The organism is Duganella sp. Leaf126, assembly GCF_001423125.1.
Taxonomy (GTDB): Bacteria; Pseudomonadota; Gammaproteobacteria; order Burkholderiales; family Burkholderiaceae_D; genus Rugamonas.
Genome location: NZ_LMNW01000012.1, coordinates 531,237 through 553,399, shown reverse-complemented (window position 1 = coordinate 553,399; position 22,163 = coordinate 531,237). Strand labels below are relative to the sequence as shown.

Sequence of the window (22,163 nt, the reverse complement as noted above, 5' to 3'; positions counted from 1 at the left end):
TGCGGGCACGCCTGGCAAGTCGGCGGGGCGGAAAGACTCAATGAAAAAACTGGCGTGTTCCCTGATCCCCGCGGCCTGCAGCCTGCTGCTCGGCGCTTGCGCCACCCGTGCGCTGCCGCCCTCCGCCAACCACGTGTCGGAACCGCCGCGCGCAGCAGGGGCGATCCCGGAGCCGGTGCGCCAGAGCGCCATGCTGCCGCCCCCCAAGCCGGCCGCCAAGGTGGAAACTTTCAGCGTCACCGTGCACAAGGTGCCGGTGCAGTCGCTGCTGTTCGCGCTGGCGCGCGATGCGGGCCTCAATGTCGATGTTCATCCTGACATCACCGGCAACGTCACGCTCAACGCGCTCGACCAGACCCTGCCGCAGCTGCTCTCGCGCATTCAGCGCCAGGTGGACATGCGCTACGAAATCAATGGCAGCACCCTGACCGTGCTGCCGGACACGCCAGAATGGCGCAACTACAAGGTCGATTACGTCAACATTGCGCGCAGCACGACCAGCAGCGTCAATATCGCGACCCAGATTTCCACCACCGGCGGCGGCAGCAGCGCCGCGAACCCAGTGGCTGCCGCCACCGCCACCGGCCAGGGCGCGGGCGCAGGCAGCAGTGGCGGCGGCAACAACGCCGCCAACAACCCGAGCAACAACTCGACCACCGTGGTCAACAACCGCTCGGACAACAATTTCTGGTACAGCCTGGAAAAGAATATCCGCGACCTGCTGCGCCCGACCACCATCAATGACAAGCTGATCGATCCGCTGGCACCGGCCGCTGCCAATCCGGCACAAACCAACCAGACTGCCGGCGCCCAGGGCGCCAACAGCCAAAACGCGCCATCGCCGTTCGACGGCGGCGCCTTTGGCGGCAACCGCAACACCACCAATTCGGTGATCGTCAATGCCGAGGGCGGCCTGATCGCCGTGCGCGCGACCAGCCGCCAGCACGAAAAAATCCGCGAATTCCTCGACATCGTGCTCGGCGCGGCCAAGCGGCAAGTGCTGATCGAGGCCACCGTGCTCGAAGTCAAACTCAGTAATAACTACCAGCAGGGCATCAACTGGAACACGTTGTCCGGCGGCAATGTCGGCTTCACCATGCAGCCGATCGGGCAAAGCGGGCTGCCAAGCGGCGTCAACCCCCGCAGCAGTCCCGGCTCGTTCCTGCTGACCTACAACGCAGCGGGCAAGCTCGGCAACCTGTCGGCGGCGATCCAGCTGCTCGAATCGTTCGGCAAGGTCAAAGTGCTGTCGAGTCCGAAAATCAGCGTGATGAACAACCAGACCGCGCTGCTCAAGGTGGTCGATAACAACGTGTTCTTCACGCTCAAGGTGACGCCGGCCGTGCTGGGCACCAACGGCAACCCGATTTCGCAGGCCGTGTACGAGTCCAAGCTCGAAACGGTGCCGGTCGGCTTCGTGATGAGCGTGACGCCGCAGATCGCCGACAACGACGAGGTGACCATCAACGTCCGTCCGACCATCACCCGCATCGTCGGCTACGTCAACGATCCGAACCCGGCGCTGGCCGACGCCAAGGTCGTCAGCCAGGTGCCGGTGATCCAGGCGCGCGAACTGGAATCGCTGATGAAGGTGCCGAGCGGCCAGATCGCCGTGATGGGCGGCCTGATGCAGGACAGCGTGGACAACCGCAAGGATGGCGTGCCTGTGCTGTCGAGCATGCCCGTGATCGGCGACCTGTTCTCCTACCGCAATGAAACCAGCACCAAGACCGAGCTGGTGATCTTCATGCGCCCGATCGTGATCAAGGACGCCAGCGTCAACGGCGATTACAAGGATTACCGCAACCTGCTGCCGGGCCAGCCCGACAACGAACCGTACCCGGTGCCGTCCACCTACCCAGTCCCTACCGCCAAGGCCAACGGATCATGAGCTTGTTAATGCAGGCGCTCAAGAAAGCCGAGCGCGCCAAACAGAATGCCACCGGCGACGTCGAGGTGGACCGTCCGTCACGCGAGTTCGACGAGCTGCTGGCACTGACGCCGGACCCGGCGCCCGCGCCCGCGCCCGGCAACGCTGGCGGGTTCGGGGGCGCAGGGAGTATGGCCGGTGGCGGCGCCTATCCGGTTGCTGCCGGTGCGGCCGGTACCGACGCGCGCTACGGCGCTGCTGGCGCCGATGCTGCCAATGGGGCCGGTGTTGGCAATGGGGCCGGTGGTGCCGGTCCTGGAGTAACGGATCGTGGCAGTGCTGGCGGCAGCGCCGGACTCGGTCACGCTGCTGCCAAAGCTGGCGCTGCCGGCGATCCTGCCGGCGGCGGGCGTGCCGGTGAAGAAGGCGGCGCGGCTGGCAAATCCGCGCTGAGCCTGGACTTCGCTCCCGCGTTCAGCCTGGAGCCGCCAACGTCACCGACCATTGCCGCCGCTGCCAGCGTTGCAGCGCGGCCGATGCCGGATCCGGCGCCGGCCAGCCCGATCCACGATGCGGGCACGGGCTTTACCCTGGCGCCCGACCCGTCCGCGCCCGACGGACCGGGAATGCGGTCCGCGCCTGCCGGCGCGGGACCGGCGTCGTTCCCGCCGGCGGCTGCAGCTGCACCGTACGGCAGCAATGCAGCGCAGGGGGCGACCGCCGGTGCTGCAGACTTCGGACCTGATTTTGCATCCGGTGCCGGTCGCGGTGTCGGACGCGGCGCCGGTGCCACCATTGCATCCGACGTCGCCCTCGATGCGATCACCGGCGAACCGCTGCACGCACGCACAGCAAACCCGGCTGCCGCAGCCGGGCCCCGGCCGGCGCCCGGCGCCAGCCGCAACCAGACCAGTCACGCCGGCAATGACGCTGCGCCCACGCCGCGCCGGCGCGCGCGCCAGGCCGCCAGCGCCGGCGCCGAACCGCCGGGCATGGACCCGGAACGCCTGCGCCTGATCGGCTTGCTGACGGTGCTGGTCCTGATCATCGTCGGCTTCGCCTATTACTACTGGCAAGCGGTGATGGCGCCCGGTGCCGGTGCGCGTCTGCCGCCGGTGGCGATGCCGCCAGCGGGCGCCACCGGCGCCACCGGGTCCGGCGCAGTGCAGATCGTCGGCCCGGCCGACACCGGCAACAGCGCCGACGGCGCAGCGGAGTCCGCCGATCCGTCGGTGGCCGGCATGCTGGCGCCCTCGCCCACGGGCGGCATGAACCGCGCCGCGCGCGACGACCTCGAACGCCGGCTCGAGCGCACCGAGCAGGAACTGGCAGCGACCCGGCAAGCCATCCAGGCGCAGGCCGCCGCGCCGCGCCAGGACCGCTTGCCACCCGTGGCTGCGCCCGACAATACCGACATCCGCGTGGCCCGTACCGTGCAGCCTGCGCGCATCGCTCCGGCCCTGGAAAACGCCTACCAGGCGCTCGGCAGCGGCGACCTGGTCAACGCCCAGCAGCAGTACGAAGCGGCGCTGCGCCAGGATCCGAACAGCCGCGATGCCCTGCTCGGCATGGCAGCGGTGGCATCGCGCCAGAACCAGGGCGCGCAGGCGTCGGCCTACTACCTGCGCCTGCTCGAACTCGACCCGAACGACGCCACCGCCGTCGCCGGCCTGGTGGAGCTGCGCGGCGGCGACGCCGGCCAGAACGAGCGGCGCCTGAAAGCCATTTTGACCGGCAATCCCGACGCGGGCCCGGTGCTGTTCGCACTCGGCAACCTGTATGCGCAGCAAGGCCGCTGGCCCGAAGCGCAGCAGACCTATTTCCGCGCCTACACGGCAGCGCCCGACAATGCCGACTATGCCTACAACCTGGCCATCGGCCTCGACCGCCTGAACCAGGGCCGGCTGGCGCTGACCTATTACCAGCGTGCCCTGGCGCTGGGCCAGGACAAGCCGGTCGCGTTCGACCGCAGCGCACTGCGCCAGCGCATGCATGAACTGAACGGAGCGCACTAGTTTTCATGGCAGAACAAGTCAAACTTCCGCTCGGGAAGCTGCTGATCCAGAAAGGCGTCATCAGCGAAGACCAGCTGCGCATCGCCCTGATCGAGCAAAAGCGCAGCAACGAGCCGCTCGGCAAGCTCTTGATCACGCTCGGCTTCGTCACCGAAGCGACCGTGCGCATGGCGCTGTCGGAGAACCTGAACCAGCAGAGCGCCGACCTGACCAGCCTGGTGGTCGATGCGATCGCGTTGAAACTGATCCCGAAGGAAGTGGCCAAGCGCTACCGCGTATTCCCGATCGTCTACGAGCGCCAGACGGACAACCTGATCCTGGCCATGTCCGACACCAGCAACATCGTCGCGCTCGACCAGATCAGCGCCATGCTGGTCAAGGGCATCACCATCACGCCGCTGCTGGTCAACGAGTCGGACATCTCGCGCGCGATCGACCAGTACTACGGTTTCGAGCTGTCGATCGACGGCATCCTGCACGAGATCGAAACGGGCGAAGTCAATTACGCCAGCCTCGGTTCCACGTCCGACGAGTACAGCCAGCCGATGGTGCGGCTGATCGACGCCATCCTGGCCGACGCCGTGCAGAACGGCGCCTCCGACCTGCACTTCGAGCCAGAACAGTCGTTCTTGCGGATCCGCTACCGCATCGACGGCATCCTGCGCCAGATCCGCAGCCTGCACAAGTCGTACTGGCCGGCCATGGCCGTGCGACTGAAGGTGATGTCGAACATGAACATCGCCGAAACGCGGGCGCCGCAGGATGGCCGCATCTCGATCAAGTTCTCGGGCCGGCAGATCGACTTCCGCGCTTCGGCGCAGCCGACCACGCACGGCGAGAACTTCGTGCTGCGCGTGCTCGACCGCCAGAAAGGCATCGTGCCGCTCGACGGCCTCGGTCTGGGCGAGACGGAACTGAGTCTGCTGAAACTGATGATCGCGCGGCCCGACGGCGTGATCCTGGTGACCGGCCCCACCGGCTCGGGCAAGACCACCACGCTGTACTCGATCCTCAACCACATCAACACCGAGAGCGTCAACATCATGACGCTGGAAGACCCGGTCGAGTACCCGATGAACATGATCCGCCAGACGTCGGTCAACGAGTCGGCCAAGATGGGCTTTGCCGACGGCATCCGCTCGATGATGCGGCAAGACCCGGACGTGATCCTGGTGGGCGAGATCCGCGACCGCGAAACGGCGGAGATGGCGTTTGCCGCCGCCATGACCGGCCACCAGGTGTATTCGACGCTGCACACCAATTCGGCCATCGGCGCGATCCCGCGCCTGCTCGACATCGGCGTGCTGCCCGACATCATGTCCGGCAACATCATCGGCATCATCGCCCAGCGCCTGGTGCGCAGGCTGTGCCCGCACTGCCGCCAACCGCACCTGGCCGACGACATCGAGCGCCAGCTGCTGGGCCTGTCCGAGGACGCGCCGCCGCAGACGCTGTACCGCGCGGTCGGCTGCGAGCGCTGCGCCCACCAAGGTTACAAGGGCCGCATCGCCATCATCGAACTGCTGAAGATGACGGCGGCCCTGGACGAACTGGTGGCGCGCCGCGTGTCGTCGCGCGAGCTGAAAACGGCAGCGGCGGCCGGCGGCTTCCACAGCCTGATCGACGACGGCGTGCGCCGCGTGCTGGAAGGCGTGACCACGCTCGAGGAAGTGGGCCGCGTGGTGGACCTGACCGAACGGCTGGGGGGAATGCGCTGATGCCGCAATACCTGTACCGCGCCATGAACGCAGCCGGCCAGATCCAGCCCGGCAATATGGACGCGTCCAACGAGCCGGACCTGGAACTGCGGCTGCACCGCATGGGCCTGGACCTGATCGACTGCCGCGTCTCGCGCGCGCGGGTGGTGGCGCTCAAGCGCGTGATCACGCGGCGCGACCTGATCAACTTCTGCTTCCACATGGAGCAGCTGACCGGCGCCGGCGTGCCGATCCTGGAGGGCTTGAACGACCTGCGCGAGAGCATCGACCACCCGCGCTTTCGCGAAATGATCACAGGCCTGATCGAAAACATCGAAGGCGGCCTGCAGCTGTCGGCCGCCATGGCCGCCTACCCGGAAGTGTTCGACCACACGTTTACCAGCCTGGTGATGGCCGGGGAACAGAGCGGCAAGCTGACCGAGGTGTTCAAGAACCTGTCGGAAAGCCTGAAGTGGCAGGACGAGCTGGCGTCGCAGACGCGCAAGATCGTCATGTATCCGGCTGCGGTCGGGCTGTTCGTCACCGGCGTGACCTTCTTCCTGATGATCTACCTGGTGCCGCAGCTGACCAGCTTTGTCAAAAACATGGGCAACACGCTGCCGCTGCACACCAGGGCGCTGATCTGGGTGTCCGGCATCTTCATCGATTACTGGTACCTGATCGTGGCGCTGCCGGTCGTCGGCTACCTCGGCCTGCGCGCCTGGCTGGCGCGCAGCGAGCAGGCGCGCTACATCGCCGACGGCGCCAGGCTGCGCGTGTGGCTGATCGGCCCCGTGCTGCACAAGATCATGCTGGCGCGCTTTGCCACTTTTTTTGCGATGATGTACGCGTCCGGCATCTCGATCCTCGAATGCCTGCGCCTGTCGGAAGGCATCGTCGGCAACCGCGTGGTGGCGGCCGGCCTGCGCCGCGCCGGCCAGCTGATCTCCGAGGGCCAGGGCATCACGGCGGCGTTCCAGCACACGGGCATCTTCCCGCCGCTGGTGATCCGCATGCTCAAGGTCGGCGAAACCACCGGTGCGCTCGACGGCGCGCTGCGCAATGTCGCCTACTTCTACAACCGCGAAGTCAAGGAGATGATCGAGAAGGTGCAATCGATGATAGAGCCGGCCATGACCGTGATCCTGGGCCTGATGGTGGGCTGGATCATGTTGTCCGTCATGGGTCCGATATACGACACGATCAGCAAGATCCAGACCTGAGGCGCCCGTGCTGAACCGACATGTACTCTATCTGAGCAACGACTTCCTCGGCGCCTGGCGCTGGGAGCGCGGCCGCCTGCTGGGCGGCGCCAGCTTCACCAACGACAGCGCCGGCGTCGATGCGCTGCTCGACCACCTCGACCAGCACCGCAATGTGCCGGTGTACCTGCTGACCGACCTGATCGAGGAGGATTTCCAGCGCGTGCACCTGCCGCACGTGGGCGGCCGCGCCGGCGCCCGGCTCACGCAGCGGCGCCTGCTCCAGCAGTACCGCGAAACGCCGTTCCGCTACCACGAGGTGCAGGGGCGCGAGCCGGACGGCCGGCGCGACGACATCGTTCTGCTGTCGGCGCTGACCAATCCGTCGATCGTGCTGCCGTGGGTGGAGGCGCTGGAACAGGAGCGCATACCGCTGGCCGGCCTGTATTCGACCACGCTGCTGAGCGAGCACCTGGTCAACAAGCTCGGCCTGCGCGATGACCACCTGCTGCTCGTTACCCAGCAGTCGGCCGGCTGGCGCCAGAGCTATTTCCAGCGCGGCCAGCTCAAGTTCTCGCGCCTGACGCCTGCCATCGACCGCGACGGCAACGCCATCGACGTCGGCGCTGAAACGGCCAAGGCCCAGCAATTCCTGACCAGCGTGCGCCTGTTCGCGCGCGGCAGCGTGCTGGAAACCGTGGTGATCGCCCCCGCCGGGCAACTGCCGGCGCTCGACGCCCAGTGCGCGGACGGGCCGGAAACCGCGTTCCGTTTTCTGCCGCTGGCGCAGGTGGCGCAACAGCTGGGCGTGGAAGCGGCTGCGGACGGCGCAGGCGCCGAAGGGACGACCGGCGCACACTGGACGGCCGGGACATTCGGTACGGCCGGGATGGCCGGTGCGGACGGGATGGCCGGTGCGGCCGGTGCAGACGGGATAACCGGGGCAGCCGGAATGACAGGTCCGGCCGGTCCGGCCGGGGCCGATGGTGCAGCCGGCATCCGCCCGGGCAGCGGGCCGCTGGCCGACACCATGCTGCTGGCCCTGCTGGCGAAAACCTGTCCCGCCAGCCACTACACGCTGGGACCGCTGCGGCGCTACTACCAGCTGTGGCTGGCGCGCCGGCGCCTGTATGCGGCCGCCGCCACGGTGGCGGTGGTGGCCGTCTGCGCCATCGCCATCAACCTGTGGCAAGCCTGGGAAGCGCGCGCCGACAGCGCGCGCCTGGCGCAGGAGGCGCAGCAGTTCGACCGCCGCTACAACGCGGTGATGGCGGCCATGCCGCCGCGCGTGACGTCCACCGCCAATATGCGCGCCGCCGTCAACGTCGAGCGCATGCTGGTCACGCAGGGTCCGTCACCGTGGCAGATGGTGGCGATGGTCAGCGCGGCGCTGGAACAGGCGCCGCAGGTGCGCCTGCTGCAGCTGGGCTGGAAAGTCGATCTGCCGGGGCAGCCGGCCAGCGCGCCGGTCGTGGTCGGCAACGGTGGCGCCGGAGCCGGTGCGGCGGGTGCGCCGATGTCGTCGCTGCTGGCCGGGATTCCGGCGCGCCCGCCCCAGTCGCTGCTGCTGGAAGCGGAAATCCTCTCGCCCGAAGACGATTACCGCAACGCTGTCGAGACCATGAACCGGTTCGCGCAACAGCTGGCGCGCCATCCGCGCCTGGTCGTGCAGGTGGACAAACCGCCGATCGACACCCGTTCCACCGTGCGGCTCGACGGCAAGGCGGGCGCCGCCGCCGTCGCGCCGCGCGCCACATTCACCCTGAACCTGGTGTGGAAACCATGAATCCGAATCCCGCCACCGTCACCGCCGCCGGCGCCGCCGCCCGCAAGACGGCCAACAGCGTCGCCCTGCCCTACTGGATCGCCGAGATGGCGCAGATCCGCACTGCCGTGCTGACCGCGCTGGCTGCCGTCGTCATCGGCGCCACGCTGGTGGCGGTCACGCTCGGCAAGCGCCACGATGCCGACGAGGATCTGCGCCATGCGCAGCGCCTGCGCGACGCCGCCCATTCGCGCTACGCCCACGTCGATATCGAAAAGCGCGACATCCGCAATTTCCAGCAGCGCTACCTGGAACTGCGCCAGCGCGGCCTGATCGGCGAAGAGCGCCGGTTGGAATGGGTCGATGCGATCCGCCAGGTACAGGACGAGCTGCAGTTACCGCCGCTGAGCTACCAGATCGAACCGCAGCAGGCGGTGCGCCTGGAAGCGGCGCTGGACCTGGGCGACTACCAGCTGCGCGGCAGCCGCATGCGCCTGCACATGGAATTGCTGCACGAAATGGACCTGTTCGAGTTCCTCGGCGGCCTGCATGCGCGCGGCTTTTTTGCTGCGCAGGATTGCTCGCTGAAGCGGCTGGCGGCAGCGGCCGGCGGGCAGCGCGATCAGGCCGGTGGCGCCGCCGCTGCCGGCGGCAACCTCGGCGTCGATTGCACGCTGAACTGGATCACCATGGTGCCCGCTGCAAGGCCGGCCCAGCCGGTGGCCCTGGCAACCGGGCGCCAGCCATGAGGCGCGCCGTGCTGCTGGCGGCGCTGTGGCTGACCTGGTCCGCGGCCCACGCCCAGAACGGGTTGGGCCGGCTGTTCAACACGCCGCAGGAACGCCAGGCCATCGACGCCGCGCGCAACAGGCCGGCCCCGGCAGCGTCGCAGACGTCCGCTGACGCGGCCTACCCGGCGCCGCCAGTGTTCGCCGGACTGGCCGAGGACGTCCGCACGCCCGCGCCCGGCGCAACGCCCCTGCCGCCCGACGGCCGCGCAGTCCGCCATGCAGCAACCCCAGGCGCCATGCCGTCCGCAACGCGTCAGGGCCAGGCGCCCGACATCGTGCCGGACCTGCCGCCCAATATGCCGCCCGGCATGGAGGCCGAAATGGCCGCCATGGTCCGCGCCGCCCAGCAGCAGGGGACGGGGCAGCAGCAGCCGGCGGCGCAGGCGCAGGCACCGTTGTCCGCGATGCAACAGCCCCACATGCCGCCATCGGCAACAGCAGCTCAGCAGCAGCCGGCGGCGCTGGCGCAGGCACCGTTGTCCGCGATGCAGCAGGCCCAAAGGCAGCCATCGGCCGCAGCGGCTCAGCGGCAGCCGGCGGCGCTGGCGCTGGCGCAGCAGTCCCAGGCATCTCAATCAAACATGGCGACAGATCAGCGGCAATTGATGCCGATGGCGCAATCGTCACAAGCGCAGCCGCAGCAGCCGCAGGTGTCGCAGCAGCAGCAGCAGCAGCAGCGCCCTATCGGGCAGCCGCAACCGTATCCTCAGCCAGCGCAGCAATCGCCGCCGGGCGCCAAGCAGCTGACGATGAACGGCGTGCTGCGCGGCAGTAATGGCCGCAGCACGGTGTGGCTCAATGACACGCCGCAGCGGGGCGCGGCGGTCGCGGTCGGCAAACGCGACGGCAAGGCGGTCACCGTCACCCTGCCGTCCGGCAAGCGCGTGCTGCTGCGGCCGGGCCAGCGCTATGACCTGGCCGACGACCGCGTGAAAGACGTCGGCCAATGATGGCTGCACCGCCTCGCCGTCCGTTTTTGGCGCGCCAGCGCGGTGCCGCCCTGCTGCTGCTCCTGCTGGTGCTGGGGCTGGGGGCGGCGTCGGTCCTGATCGGCATGTTCAGCCAGCCCAAAGGCGACCTGCGCCGCCAGGCGCTGACACGCGCCGCGCTGGCCGACGCCCGTGAAGCGCTGATCGGTTACGCGGTGGTCCATCGCCGGCTGCCACGGCCAGCCGTGTCCGCGCTGGACGGGCGCGAGCGCAACCAGCCGTGCGCCGACGACGCTGCCTGCACCGGCCTGCTGCCGTGGATCACGCTCGGCATCACGCCCGGCGACGGCTGGAACAAGCTGCTGCGTTACAGCGTGTCGCCGGAGTTTGCCAATGGTAATCTCGAGCGCGCGCCCGAAGCCACCAAGACGCTGGTGGACCGCAGCGACGACGGCAGCATGTTCTACCGCGTCGGTTCGGCCGACTGCGTGGTGGACGACCGCTGCGCACCGGCCGTGATCCTGTCCAGCGGCCGCCAGCTGGGCACCAGCCTGGCCGGCATCGAACAGGCCGCTGCAGCAACCGACAACCGCGACGAACAGGCCAACCAGGAGGCGGTGCGCGACTTCATGGCGCGCGCCGCCACCGACGACGCCCGCAGCCCCGGCGGCAGCTTCAGCAACGAACTGGGCTGGGTGCCGCTGCGGCTGATCCGCGACCGCCTGCGCGCCACCGCCCCTGTCACCAAGTCCCCGCAATGAATTCGACCACGCCCCGTCACCACCGTTCCGGCCAGGCCGGCTTTACCATCGTCGAGATCGCCATCGTGCTGCTGGTGGTCGGCCTGATGATCGGCGGCCTGATCGCGCCGCTGTCGTCGCAGCTGGAACAGCGGCGCGTGGCCGACACCCAGCGCGCGATGGAAGAGGCGCGCGAGGCGCTGTTCGGCTTTGCGCTGCGCAACAACTACCTGCCCTGTCCTGCCATTTCCGCCATCGACGGCCGCGAAGACCGCGCCGGCAGCATCTGCAACAAGCGCTATGGCTATCTGCCGTGGGCGACGCTGGGCGTGCAGCGGCTGGACGGCTGGGGCCGCATACTGGCGTACTCGGTCACGCCGGCGTTCGCCAACAGCGTCAGCTTCTTCACGCTGGGCAGCCCGCGCGACATCACGGTGGCCACGCGCGGCCTGGACGGCCAGATCATTCCGGCGTCCGACGCCAACGACATCCCGGCCGTGATCGTGTCGTTCGGCCGCAATGGCTACGGCGCCACCAGCGACCAGAACACGCGCCTGCTCGACGCCGGCATCGGCAACATCGACGAAAAGACCAATCTCGGCGGCGAAGGCGTGGCCTTTGTCAGCCGTCCGGCCAGCACCGATCCGCGCGCGCCCGGCGGCGAATACGACGACCTGGTGCTGTGGATGTCGCCCAACATCCTGTTCAACCGCATGGTCGCGGCGCAGAAGCTGCCATGACGCGTACCCTGAACCGCCGCCACGGCGCAATGACGGTCACGATCGCCCGCTACACGCTGCTCGAAGCGCTGCGCAATCGCCTGCTGTGGCTGCTGATCGCGGCAGCGCTGGGCGCGGTGGGGCTGACCGGCTTTTTACAGGCACTGGCGCTGACCGAGAGCCACCAGCTGCAGGCGGCGCTGCTGGGCGCGGGGCTGCGCCTGGCTGCCGTGTTCCTGGTCGCCACCTTTGTCGTCACCAGCATGGTGCGCGAGGCCAACGACAAGGGCCTGGAACTGCTGCTGGCCCTGCCCATGCCCCGCGCCGTCTACCTCGGCGGCAAGCTGGCCGGTTTCGGCGCCCTGGCGCTGCTGCCGGCGCTGCTGTTCGGCGCCCTGGCGCTGGCGCTGGCGCCGCCCGACCAGGCTGCCTTGTGGGCGTTTTCCCTGTTGTGCGAATGCTGGATCGTGGCGGCGTTTTCGCTGCTGTGCGTGCTGACCTTGCAGCAGGTGCTGCCGGCACTGGCGGCCGCCACCGCGTTTTACCTGATGGCGCGCGCCATCGGCACGCTGCAGCTGATGAAACAGGCAGGCGCCGCCGATGGCGCCGGCCAGCAGCTGCTGGCGGCCGGCATCGACCTGCTCGGCTTGCTGCTGCCGCACCTCGACCGGTTCACCCGCAGCGACTGGCTGGTGTACCACGGCGGCGCCGCAGCCGACCTGCTGACGGTCGGCGTGCAGACCGTGCTGTACGTGGCGCTGCTGGCCGGCGCCGGCCTGTTCGACCTCTACCGCAAGCAACTGTGATGGCAGCCGCCCAGAAACCGCTACACGTGGTGCCGCGCGGCGTCTGGCTGCTGCTGGTGCTGGCTTTGCTGCTACAGGTCGCCTGGCAGGCGGGCCGGCCGCCAGCGCACGCGCACGCGCGCGCGCTGCCGCCGGCGCCGTCGCCAGCCGCCCTGCAGCTGGCCGCGCTCGGCGAACCGGTGGCGCTGGCGCGGCTGACCATGCTGTATGTGCAGGGTTTCGACGAACAGGCCGGGCTCAGCGTGTCATGGCGCGACCTCGACTACGAGACCGTGATCGCCTGGCTGGCGCGCGTGCTGGCGCTCGACCCGCGCGGCCAGTCGCCGCTGCTGGCCGCCAGCCAGGTGTACGGCGCCGTCAGCGACCCGGTCCGCACGCGCCGCATGCTCGATTTCGTCCACGCCCGCTTTGCCGAAGACCCGAACCGGCGCTGGCCCTGGCTGGCGCACGCGGCGCTGGTGGCGCGCCACCGGCTGCATGACCTGCCGCTGGCGCTGTCGTACGCACGCGACATCCGCTTGCACGCCACCGGCCCCGGCGTGCCGGACTGGGCCCAGCAACTCGAGATTTTCGTGCTGGAAGACATGAACGAATGCGACGCCGCCCGCACGCTGATCGGCGGCATGCTGGCCAGCGGCCAGGTCAGCGATCCGCGCGAGCTGGCCTTCCTGGCCCGGCGTCTCGATCAAATCGGTGAGTGTAAGCAACAGAACCGCCCCACCCGGCCCTAGCGCTGCGGTAATATAGTGACCGTGTTGCAGCCTTTACCGCAACCGTTTCAAGCCGATTCAACTAAAGGAATTCCCATGCGTGCGTCCCGTCCCTTGCTCCACCCGACCCGGCAAACCGGCTTCACGCTGGTGGAAATCGCCATCGTGCTGGTCATCATCGGCCTGCTGCTGGGCGGCGTACTCAAGGGGCAAAGCCTGATCGACAGCGCCCGCGTCAAGAACATCATCCAGCAATCGACGTCGCTGACGTCGGCCGTCAACGCCTACCAGGACAAGTTCCGCGCGCTGCCCGGCGACGATGTGCAGGGCACCACCCACGCCCCGGGCGCCACCGGCAACGGCAATGGCGACGGCCAGATCACCGAATACCTGCTGGCGCCGCAACACCTGGCCCTGGCCGGCTTCATCACCGGCTCGTTCAATGGCACCACCGACTTCATGACCAGCGCCCAGGGCGGCGCCGTCTACATCTACAATGACGCCATCGGCGGACGCGGCGGCAACGGCGTGCGCCTCGACAACCTGCCGGACAGCTTCGCGGAACAGATAGACAGCAAGCTCGACGATGGCAAGTTCGACACCGGCTCGGTGCGCGCCACCGCCCCCTACACCAACAACGGCAGCGTGATCCAGCGCACCGCCGTGTTCTTCTGACCCGGGAGTCCGCCGACGCCCGGGCGCGCGGCCACGCTGCCGCGCCGCCGCCCCCGCCACCACCACCAGGAGTGTCGTCCGTGCCACAAAAAGCCCGCCTGCCGTCGATCCGTGCGCAGATCGCCCTGCTGGTGCTGGCCTGTTCGCTGCCGACGACGATCGGCTTCGGCGCCGTGGTGCAACAGTTCTACAGCCGCGAACGCGATGCGCTGATGGAAGACACGCGCAAGGCCGCGCGCATGGTGGCCACCGCCATCGACCGCGACCTGGTGCAGAGCGAAGGGGCGGCCCGGGCGCTGGCGATCTCGCCCAGCATCCGCGACAACGACATGGCTGCGCTGCGGCTGCAGGCCGGCGGCCTGCTGGGACCGCAGTTCCCGGCCTCGCAGTTCCTGCTCAGCGACAGCAGCGGCCAGGTGGCCATGCACATGGGCGCGCCGCTGCCCGACACCTTCAATCCGATCAACAACGCCAGCCGCCTGCAGCCGCTGTTCGACACGGCGCGGCCGCAATTGTCGGTCGTCTACGTGGCCGGCAGCGCCCTGCTGGCGATCGATGTGCCGGTATTCGTCGAGAACCGCGTGGTGTCGGCCGTGACCGCGCTGCTGAAACCGCAGCAGCTCGATCACATCCTGCGCGACGAACGCATCAAGCTGTACCAGACCATGGCACTGTACGACCGCCAGGGCCGGCTGGTGGCGCAGTCGGGAGGACCGCGCCAGCTGCTGGGCCAGGCCGCCGATCCGGCGCTCCGCGCGCGCCTGGCACAGGCGTCCGATGCACTGTTTTCCACCACCGACACCGAGGGCGTGGCGATCTACCAGGGCTACAGCCGCTCGCCGGTCAGCGGCGCCACCGTGGTCATCTCCACGCCGCAGGCCAAGGCGCTGGAAGAGCTGCTGCACGCGGTGACTACCATCGCGCTGATCCTGGCGCTGGTCCTGCTGGCCGGCTTTTCGCTGGCCTGGCTGGTGGGCGGACGGATTGCCCGCTCGGTGCGGGCGCTGGTAGGGCCGGCCGAGGCGCTGGCCGGCGACCGCCCGTTCACGCTGGAGCCGATGACGTTCCGCGAGGCCGACGCCGTGGCCCAGGCCTTCAACGCGCTGGCCGCCGACCTGAAGGCGCACCGGCACGGGCTGGAACAGCTGGTCGGCGAGCGCACCGAGCAGCTCGAGCGCTCGCGCAGCCAGCTCGAAACGCTGTACGCGACCGCTCCCGTCGGTCTCAGCTACGTGGACAACGAGCTGCGCATCATCCGCGTCAACGATTTCCTGGCCCGGGTCACGGGCCAGCCAGTGCTGGCTCACATCGGCCGCCACATCGGCGACATGGTGCGCGACCCGGCCCTGCGGCGCGCGATACTGGCCGACTACCGCACCGTGCTCGACACCGGCCGGCCGCTGGTCGGCGTCGAGCACACGGGCGCCGGCGCCGAGGCCGCCGTGGTCCGGCATTTCGTCGCCAGCTATTATCCGCAGTTCGGCCCGGCCGGCACGGTGACTGCGATCACCGGCCTGCTGCTCGACGTGACCGACCAGAAACGCATTGCAGCGGAACTGCACCGCTCGCAACAATTGCTCGGTTCGGTCGTGGAAAACCTGCCGGCGGTAATTTTCGTCAAGCGCGCCTCGGACCTGCGTTTCGAGATGGTCAACCGCTACGCCGCCGTGCTGGCCGGCCGCAGCAGCGGCGAAGATTTCATCGGCAAGACCGACTTCGATTTCTATCCGCCCGAGCTGGCCGAGCGCTACAACCAAGCCGACCGCGCGGTGCTTGCCTCCAGCGCCAACGAGATCACGGAAATCGCCGAAGAACCGATCGTGGGCGCGCGCGGCGCCACGCGCTACCTGACCACGCGCAAGGTGGCGCTGCGCGACGAGGATGGCGTGGCCACCCACATCCTGGTCCTGGGGATGGACATCACCGAACCCAAGCAGGTCAAGGAAACCTTGCGCGCCACCGTCGCGCAACTGGGCAAGAGCGAGCAATTCCTGCGCACGCTGACCGACAGCCTGCCCGGCATGGTCGCCTACTGGGACGCCGGGCTGCGCTGCCGCTTCGCCAACCGGTATTTCCTCGACTGGTATGGCATGGACCAGCAGCAGATGCTGGGCGCCTTCATGCCGGACGTGATGAAGGAAGCCGCGTATGCCCAGAGCGCCCCCCATGTCCAGCGCGCGCTCGAGGGCGAACCGCAGGGCTTTGCCGGCGAGCTGCACTGGCCGTCGGGGCAGATCGGCTACACCTGGGTCAATTACATTCCGGACGTCGGCGAATTCGGCGAGGTGCGCGGCTTTTTCGTGCTGGTGTCCGACGTGACCGAACTGAAGGAAGCGGAACTGCACCTGCAGGAAGTGAACGAGGAAATGGTGCTGGCGCGCGACCGCGCCGAAGCCGCCAACCGCGCTAAGAGCGAGTTCCTGGCCAATATGAGCCACGAGATCCGCACGCCGATGAACGCCATCATCGGCCTGGCGCGGCTGCTGCAGGAAGCACCGCTGGCGCCGCGCGAACGCGGCTACCTGGACAAGATCCAGGTCGCCACGCAATCGCTGCTGGGCCTGGTCAACGACGTGCTGGAACTGTCGCGCGTGGAAGCGGGCCAGTTGCAGCTCGAACATGCACCGTTCCAGCTGCGCCACATCCTGGACAGCATCAGCGTCCTGATCAGCGGCAGTGCAGCCGACAAGGGCATCGCGCTGGTGTACGACATCGACCCGCACCTGCCTAACGAGCTGGCGGGCGACCCGATGCGGCTGCAGCAGGTGCTGCTCAACCTGCTCAGCAATGCGGTCAAGTTCACTGCCGCCGGCGAAGTCGTGCTGTCGGTGCGCGCCATCGGCGGCGGCCATGACTGGCAGGCCGGGCGCGCCATCCTGCTCGAGTTCAGCGTGCGCGATACCGGCATCGGCATCCCGCTGGCCCAGCAGGAACATATTTTCGCTACCTTCTCCCAAGCCGACAGCAGCACCAGCCGCAAATTCGGCGGCGTGGGCCTGGGCCTGGCCATCTGTCGCCAGCTGGCCGACATGATGGGTGGCGCGGTGCACGTGCGCAGCGAGGTGGGCCACGGCGCCGAATTCCTGTTCACCTGCCCGCTCGAATGCACGGCGCCGCCGCAGCCGCCGGAGGTGCCGGCAGCAGCCCAGGGCATGACGGTGCTGGTCGCCGACGCCAATCCCGGCGTCCGCGGCGCGATCGCTGCCGCCTGCCACTGGCTGGGCTGGCAGGTCGACGAAGCGGCCGACGCCGGCCAGCTGCGCGCCATGCTGGCCGGTGGCCGCGACGACGGCCTGCCGTACGAACTGCTGCTGCTCGACCGCGATCTGCCGGGTCTGGACGGCGACCTGCCCGGCGCGCTGGCGCCCGCGCCGCTAGCCGACGCGGCAATCCGACGGGCGGTGCCGCCGATCCTGCCGCCGATCGTGCCGCCAATACTGCTGATGGTGTCCGAGCACGAGGCGGCGACGGTGCTGCGCGACCTCGACGGCAGCGGTGCGGCGGGGGTGCTGTCCAAGCCGGTCAGCCCGCACCGCCTGCTCGACCGCATCCGCGCGCTGATGTCGGGCGACCATGGCGACGGCGCCAGCGCCAGCGTGCCGCCGTCGCCGCTGAACGGCCGGCTGGCCGGCATGCGCATCCTGCTGGTCGAAGACAACGAGATCAACCAGGAAGTGGCGCAGTACATGCTGCTGCACGCGGGCGCCAGCGTGGACCTGGTCGGCAACGGCCAGCTGGCGGTCCAGCGATTGCTGGCCGACGCCAGCCGCTACGACGTGGTCCTGATGGACGTGCAGATGCCGGTGATGAACGGTTACGACGCCACCGTCGCCATCCGCGCCGCCGGCCTGACGCTGCCGGTGGTGGCCATGACCGCCAACGTGATGGAGGAGGACCGCCAGCGCGCAGCCGACGTCGGCATGGATGCCCACGTGGCCAAGCCGGTCGATGTCGAAATGCTGATCGCCCTGCTGCGCGACCTGGCGCCGCACGCGGCCGGGCCGGCGGCGCCCACCGCCACCGTGGCCGCCGCACCGGTGGCACCGGCTGCCTACGCGCTGCCGCCGGACCTGCCCGGCATCGATCTGGACACGGCGCTGGCCCGCATGGGCGGCAACTTCGATGCGCTGGCGGCGCTGCTCAAGCGCTTCGAGCGCACCCAGGGCGACGCGGTGCTGGCCGTGCGCGCCGCGCTGGTGGCCGGCGAGGATCAGACGGCCCGGCAACTGCTGCACCGGCTGCGCGGGGTGGCCGCCAATCTCGGTGCCAACGAGGTGGCGCGCATGGCCGCGCAGGTCGAATGCGCCCTGCACGCCAACCACGCCGACAGCGCCGTGCACGCCGCGCTGGACCAGCTGGCGACGGCGCTGGCGGTGGTGGCGGACGGCATCCGGTTGCTGAACGTGGACGAACAAATTATTCCATATAGCAACACCGATCGTGCCGAGTTGGTGCAAAAACTGGCGCACTTACAAAGTTTGCTTCAAAATAACAACTTAAAGGCATTGGAAGACTTCGCAGCGCTGCGTCCCGCCCTCGCAGACATGGAGCACGCCGTTCCGCTGGCGCAGGCTGTCGACAACCTGGACTTCGACGCGGCCGCCGCGCTGGTGCACGCGATAATGCAAGGGGTGCAGGGGAAGACCGACGGTGAGGCCGCAATGAAGCAGCGAAAGGATAATGCATGAGCTGGACCGATCTGGCCCGCAACGGACGGATCCTGGTGGTCGATGACGCCATGGAGAACATCCAGGTCCTGCACCAGGCGCTGCGCGACGAGCACGAAGTGCTGTTCGCGCTGTCCGGCGAGAAGGCGCTTGAAGTGGCGCTGGCCCAGCAGCCGGACCTGATCCTGCTCGACGCCATCATGCCCGGCATGGACGGTTACGCCGTCTGCGCCGCGCTGGACGCTTCGCCGCGGCTGCGGGACATCCCGATCATCTTCGTGACCGCCTTGAACCAGCCCGAGGACGAGACCCGGGCCCTGGAAGCGGGCGCCGTCGATTTCATCAGCAAGCCGTTCAATGTGGCCGTGGTGCGGGCCCGCGTGCGCAGCCAGCTCACCATCAAGCGCCAGGCCGACGCCATGCGCGAGCTGAGCCTGACCGACGGCCTGACCGGCGTCGCCAACCGCCGCCACTTCAACGACCGTATGGAATCCGAATGGCGCCGCTGCGCGCGCGCCAACCTGCCGCTGTCGCTGATCATGATCGACATCGACCACTTCAAGCTGTACAACGACCGGTACGGCCATCAGGCCGGCGACCTGTGCCTGCAACAGGTGAGCGCCGCCATGAAACGCTGCGCCGCCCGCCCGCAGGACCTGCTGGCCCGCTACGGCGGCGAAGAATTCATCCTGCTGCTGCCGCAGGAGGGCCGCGACGGCGCCGAAGCGGTGGCCCAGCGCATCCAGGACGAGGTGCGCAAGCTGGCCATTCCCCACGAACCCTCGTCCACCGCCGCCACCGTCAGCATCAGCATGGGCCTGGCCACCGCCCTGCCGCCGCTCGACCTGCACGAAGCCAACGCCCTGATCCGCACCGCCGACGCCCACCTCTACCAGGCCAAGCAAAGCGGCCGCAACCGGTACCACAACAACTGAACGCCACTTTCCAGATTTCAGTGTCAGATCCTGCCGGCGCGCCCAGTTAAAAGCTTCATCGCCGTCGTCCCCGCGAAGGCGGGTACCGAGGTTCCGCGGGATGCGTCGACTTATCAGCCAACTTGGCCCCCGCCTGCGCAGGGACGACGCTTTTAGGCTGACAAAATCATTATTTTTCGCTTGCCTTCGCGGCATCAGGATCGGCCCCCGAAGCGGTGTAGCGCTCGAGGTGGTGGTCGGTGTCGCCGAGCGTGTGTTCGATGGCGGTCAGGCGTTTGAAGTGGTGCGAGGCGGGCAGTTCGTCAGTGACGCCCATGCCGCCGTGCAGTTGCACCGCCTGCTGGCCGATGAAGCGGGCTGCCTGCCCCACCCTGACCTTGGCGGCCGACAGGATGCGGCGCCGTTCGCGCGGGTCGCCGCAGGACATGCGCGCGCTGGCCAGCATCGCCATCGAGCGTGCCTGCTCGAGGTGGATGTACATGTCGGCCATGCGGTGCTGCAGCGACTGGAAGCTGCCGATCGCCACGCCGAACTGCCGGCGCGTCTTGACGTAGTCGAGGGTGCTGGAAAACAGTGCGTCCATCACGCCCAGCGCCTCGCTGCACAGCAGGCTGACGCCGTGATCGGCGGCCTCGTCGAGCAGGTCGAAGCCGCCGCCGAGCCGGCCCAGCAATGCCGAGGCCGGCACCGCCACGTGGCTGAACTGCACCGTGGCGGCGCGCTGGCCGTCGAGCGTGCGGTAGTCGCGCCGCGTCACGCCGGGCGTGTCGGCCGGCACCACGAACAGACTGATGCCGTTGGCGTCGCGCTGGCTGCCGGCGCTGCGGGCCGAGACGATCAGCGCATCGGCCTGGGCGCCGTGCAGCACCACGGTCTTGGTGCCGTCGATGCGGTAACCCTCGCCGTTGACGGCAGCCAGCGTCTTGATGTCGGCCAGGTCGTAGCGTGCGTGCTTTTCGCCGAGCGCGCAGGCCAGCTTGACGCGGCCTTCGGCCACGTCCTGCAGCAGGTGGTACTGGTTGCCGGCCAGCCTGAGAAAATAGGCGCCCCACACGGTGGCGAAATACGGTTCCACCACCAGGCCGCGGCCCAGTTCCTGCATCACCACCAGCAGGTCGACCGCGTCGCCGTCGAATCCGCCCTGGGCGGCCGGCACCGGCAGCGCCAGCATGCCGAGCTCGGTCAGTGTGTGCCAGGCGTCGTCGGAAACGCCGGCGGCCGACTGCACGATGCGCTGGCGCACCTCGAAGCCGTAGTCCTTGTCGATCCAGCGCCGCAGGGCGTCGCCGTACTGCTGCTGTTCTTCGCTGAAATTGAAGTCCATGCCGTTTCCCTTACAATCCCAGGATCATCTGGGCGATGATGTTTTTCTGGATTTCGTTGCTGCCGCCATAGATCGACGTCTTGCGCATGTTCAGGTAGTTGGCGCCCAGCGCGGCCCCCGTGTCGTCGCCGGTGACCGCATGCTCGCTGTCGCCCTCGAGGTAGGCCGGATCGAACGGCAGCATGTCGGGGCCCAGCACGTCGATCATCAGTTCCGTCAGCCACTGCTGGACTTCGGTGCCGCGTATCTTGAGCAGCGACGCCTCCGGGCCCGGCGCATGGGCGGGCCGCGTGATCACCCGCAGCACCGTGGTTTCCAGCGCCATCAGTTCGATCTCGACGTTGGCCACCTTGCTGGCGAAGACGGGATCGTGCAGCAGCGGCTTGCCGTGCCGCGTGTGCTCCATGGCCAGCTTTTTCAGGAACGCCAGCTCGCGCTTGGAGCGGCCCACGCCAGCGATGCCGGTGCGCTCGTGGCCGAGCAGGTACTTGGCATAGGTCCAGCCCTTGTTCTCCTGGCCCACCAGGTTGTGGGCCGGCACCCGCACGTTCTCGAAGAAGACTTCGTTGACCTCGTGTTCCTCGTCGAGCGTGATAATCGGACGCACCGTGATGCCGGGCGACGTCATGTCGATGAGCAGGAAGGAAATGCCTTCCTGCTTGCGCACGTCCGGGTTGGTGCGCACCAGGCAGAACATCATGTCGGCATGCTGGGCCAGCGTGGTCCAGGTCTTCTGGCCGTTGACGATGTAGACGTCGCCGACGCGCACGGCGCGCGTCTTGAGCGAGGCCAGGTCGGAGCCGGCGCCCGGTTCGGAATAGCCCTGGCACCACCAGTCGTCGCAATTGAGGATGCGCGGCAGGTAGTGGGCTTTCTGGGCCGCACTGCCGAAGGCCATGAGCACGGGCGCCACCATGTTGACGCCGAACGGCAGGATTTGCGGCGTGCCGGCGCGGCCGCATTCTTCTTCCCAGATATGGCGCTGGGTCGGCGTCCAGCCGGGACCGCCGTACTCGACCGGCCAGCCCGGCGCGGACCAGCCCTGGCGCGCGGCGATCTGGTGCCAGCGCACGTAGTCGTTGCGCGTCAGCCGCACGTGGTTGCGCACCTTCTTCTGCAGGTCCGGCGGCAGGTTGGCCGCAAGGAAAGCGCGCACCTTGTCGCGGAACGCCAGGTCTGCCGCCGAATAGCTCAAATCCATGCTGTCTCCGAGGTCTGCATCATTCCATCAATGTACCACTTAGCCGGACTCTGGCGGAGAAACCTTGCATCGGAAACCTTGCATCGATCTAATGCTTCCATTCCTGGCGGAAATTTA

General features: G+C 68.4%; 16 protein-coding genes. 14 read left to right on the top strand and 2 right to left on the bottom strand.

Going from position 1 to position 22,163, the window contains the following annotated elements; genetic code table 11:
• The first annotated feature begins 40 nt into the window (after positions 1 to 40).
• The 14 genes from mshL to ASF61_RS10065 all read left to right on the top strand — a co-directional run bounded on the left by mshL (position 41) and on the right by ASF61_RS10065 (position 19,521).
• Positions 41 to 1,891 (top strand): pilus (MSHA type) biogenesis protein MshL, encoded by a 1,851-nt coding sequence (gene mshL / locus ASF61_RS10135; protein ID WP_056154795.1) that lies wholly within the window; start codon positions 41 to 43, stop codon positions 1,889 to 1,891.
• Positions 1,888 to 3,885, top strand: coding sequence for a lipopolysaccharide assembly protein LapB (locus ASF61_RS24370; protein WP_304438294.1), 1,998 nt, complete (start codon positions 1,888 to 1,890; stop codon positions 3,883 to 3,885). Before mshL ends, ASF61_RS24370 begins: the two co-directional genes overlap by 4 nt.
• A gap of 5 nt (positions 3,886 to 3,890) precedes the next feature.
• Positions 3,891 to 5,603 carry a GspE/PulE family protein gene (locus ASF61_RS10125; RefSeq protein ID WP_056154788.1) on the top strand — a complete coding sequence of 571 codons (1,713 nt, stop codon included), beginning with the start codon at positions 3,891 to 3,893 and terminating at the stop codon, positions 5,601 to 5,603.
• Positions 5,603 to 6,805: a type II secretion system F family protein gene (locus tag ASF61_RS10120; protein WP_056154783.1), complete on the top strand. Its 1,203-nt coding sequence runs from the start codon at positions 5,603 to 5,605 to the stop codon at positions 6,803 to 6,805. Before ASF61_RS10125 ends, ASF61_RS10120 begins: the two co-directional genes overlap by 1 nt.
• 7 nt (positions 6,806 to 6,812) lie before the next feature.
• A complete protein-coding gene (locus tag ASF61_RS24365; RefSeq protein WP_200919832.1) occupies positions 6,813 to 8,570 on the top strand; it encodes a hypothetical protein in 1,758 nt (585 codons plus the stop codon).
• Positions 8,567 to 9,298: a hypothetical protein gene (locus tag ASF61_RS10105; protein WP_056154780.1), complete on the top strand. Its 732-nt coding sequence runs from the start codon at positions 8,567 to 8,569 to the stop codon at positions 9,296 to 9,298. The genes ASF61_RS24365 and ASF61_RS10105 overlap by 4 nt, the downstream gene beginning before the upstream one ends.
• Positions 9,295 to 10,290: a hypothetical protein gene (locus ASF61_RS10100; protein ID WP_056154777.1), complete on the top strand. Its 996-nt coding sequence runs from the start codon at positions 9,295 to 9,297 to the stop codon at positions 10,288 to 10,290. Before ASF61_RS10105 ends, ASF61_RS10100 begins: the two co-directional genes overlap by 4 nt.
• Entirely contained in the window at positions 10,287 to 11,030 is a 744-nt protein-coding gene (locus ASF61_RS10095) for a hypothetical protein (protein WP_056154775.1), read from the top strand. Before ASF61_RS10100 ends, ASF61_RS10095 begins: the two co-directional genes overlap by 4 nt.
• Positions 11,027 to 11,749: a type II secretion system protein gene (locus ASF61_RS10090; protein WP_056154771.1), complete on the top strand. Its 723-nt coding sequence runs from the start codon at positions 11,027 to 11,029 to the stop codon at positions 11,747 to 11,749. The genes ASF61_RS10095 and ASF61_RS10090 overlap by 4 nt, the downstream gene beginning before the upstream one ends.
• Positions 11,746 to 12,534 carry an ABC transporter permease gene (locus tag ASF61_RS10085; protein WP_056154768.1) on the top strand — a complete coding sequence of 263 codons (789 nt, stop codon included), beginning with the start codon at positions 11,746 to 11,748 and terminating at the stop codon, positions 12,532 to 12,534. Before ASF61_RS10090 ends, ASF61_RS10085 begins: the two co-directional genes overlap by 4 nt.
• Positions 12,534 to 13,265 (top strand): hypothetical protein, encoded by a 732-nt coding sequence (locus tag ASF61_RS10080; RefSeq protein WP_056154765.1) that lies wholly within the window; start codon positions 12,534 to 12,536, stop codon positions 13,263 to 13,265. Before ASF61_RS10085 ends, ASF61_RS10080 begins: the two co-directional genes overlap by 1 nt.
• A 75-nt stretch (positions 13,266 to 13,340) precedes the next feature.
• Positions 13,341 to 13,919 carry a prepilin-type N-terminal cleavage/methylation domain-containing protein gene (locus tag ASF61_RS10075; protein ID WP_056154762.1) on the top strand — a complete coding sequence of 193 codons (579 nt, stop codon included), beginning with the start codon at positions 13,341 to 13,343 and terminating at the stop codon, positions 13,917 to 13,919.
• 80 nt (positions 13,920 to 13,999) lie between these two features.
• A complete protein-coding gene (locus tag ASF61_RS10070; protein ID WP_056154759.1) occupies positions 14,000 to 18,607 on the top strand; it encodes a PAS domain-containing protein in 4,608 nt (1,535 codons plus the stop codon).
• Positions 18,604 to 19,521, top strand: a complete 918-nt coding sequence (locus tag ASF61_RS10065; protein WP_056154756.1) for a diguanylate cyclase domain-containing protein — start codon at positions 18,604 to 18,606, stop codon at positions 19,519 to 19,521. Before ASF61_RS10070 ends, ASF61_RS10065 begins: the two co-directional genes overlap by 4 nt.
• A 169-nt stretch (positions 19,522 to 19,690) precedes the next feature.
• On the opposite strand, the gene ASF61_RS10060 is transcribed toward ASF61_RS10065, so the two are convergent.
• Together ASF61_RS10060 and ASF61_RS10055 are read right to left on the bottom strand one after the other, a co-directional pair.
• The gene (locus tag ASF61_RS10060; protein ID WP_056154754.1) at positions 19,691 to 20,845 is read right to left on the bottom strand and encodes an acyl-CoA dehydrogenase family protein; all 1,155 of its coding nucleotides are present in this window, start codon (positions 20,843 to 20,845) and stop codon (positions 19,691 to 19,693) included.
• A 10-nt stretch (positions 20,846 to 20,855) separates the two neighbouring features.
• Positions 20,856 to 22,046 carry an acyl-CoA dehydrogenase family protein gene (locus ASF61_RS10055; protein ID WP_056154750.1) on the bottom strand — a complete coding sequence of 397 codons (1,191 nt, stop codon included), beginning with the start codon at positions 22,044 to 22,046 and terminating at the stop codon, positions 20,856 to 20,858.
• Positions 22,047 to 22,163: the final 117 nt, after the last annotated feature.

Excerpts from the sequence above, each read along its gene's own strand:
- ASF61_RS10100 (WP_056154777.1), top strand. The coding sequence starts at position 9,295 with ATGAGGCGCGCCGTGCTGCTGGCGGCGCTGTGGCTGACCTGGTCCGCG.
- ASF61_RS10075 (WP_056154762.1), top strand. The coding sequence starts at position 13,341 with ATGCGTGCGTCCCGTCCCTTGCTCCACCCGACCCGGCAAACCGGCTTC.
- ASF61_RS10105 (WP_056154780.1), top strand. The coding sequence starts at position 8,567 with ATGAATCCGAATCCCGCCACCGTCACCGCCGCCGGCGCCGCCGCCCGC.
- ASF61_RS10090 (WP_056154771.1), top strand. The coding sequence starts at position 11,027 with ATGAATTCGACCACGCCCCGTCACCACCGTTCCGGCCAGGCCGGCTTT.
- ASF61_RS10060 (WP_056154754.1), bottom strand. The coding sequence starts at position 20,845 with ATGGACTTCAATTTCAGCGAAGAACAGCAGCAGTACGGCGACGCCCTG.
- ASF61_RS24370 (WP_304438294.1), top strand. The coding sequence starts at position 1,888 with ATGAGCTTGTTAATGCAGGCGCTCAAGAAAGCCGAGCGCGCCAAACAG.
- ASF61_RS10125 (WP_056154788.1), top strand. The coding sequence starts at position 3,891 with ATGGCAGAACAAGTCAAACTTCCGCTCGGGAAGCTGCTGATCCAGAAA.
- mshL (WP_056154795.1), top strand. The coding sequence starts at position 41 with ATGAAAAAACTGGCGTGTTCCCTGATCCCCGCGGCCTGCAGCCTGCTG.
- ASF61_RS10065 (WP_056154756.1), top strand. The coding sequence starts at position 18,604 with ATGAGCTGGACCGATCTGGCCCGCAACGGACGGATCCTGGTGGTCGAT.
- ASF61_RS10055 (WP_056154750.1), bottom strand. The coding sequence starts at position 22,046 with ATGGATTTGAGCTATTCGGCGGCAGACCTGGCGTTCCGCGACAAGGTG.
- ASF61_RS10080 (WP_056154765.1), top strand. The coding sequence starts at position 12,534 with ATGGCAGCCGCCCAGAAACCGCTACACGTGGTGCCGCGCGGCGTCTGG.
- ASF61_RS10085 (WP_056154768.1), top strand. The coding sequence starts at position 11,746 with ATGACGCGTACCCTGAACCGCCGCCACGGCGCAATGACGGTCACGATC.
- ASF61_RS10120 (WP_056154783.1), top strand. The coding sequence starts at position 5,603 with ATGCCGCAATACCTGTACCGCGCCATGAACGCAGCCGGCCAGATCCAG.
- ASF61_RS10095 (WP_056154775.1), top strand. The coding sequence starts at position 10,287 with ATGATGGCTGCACCGCCTCGCCGTCCGTTTTTGGCGCGCCAGCGCGGT.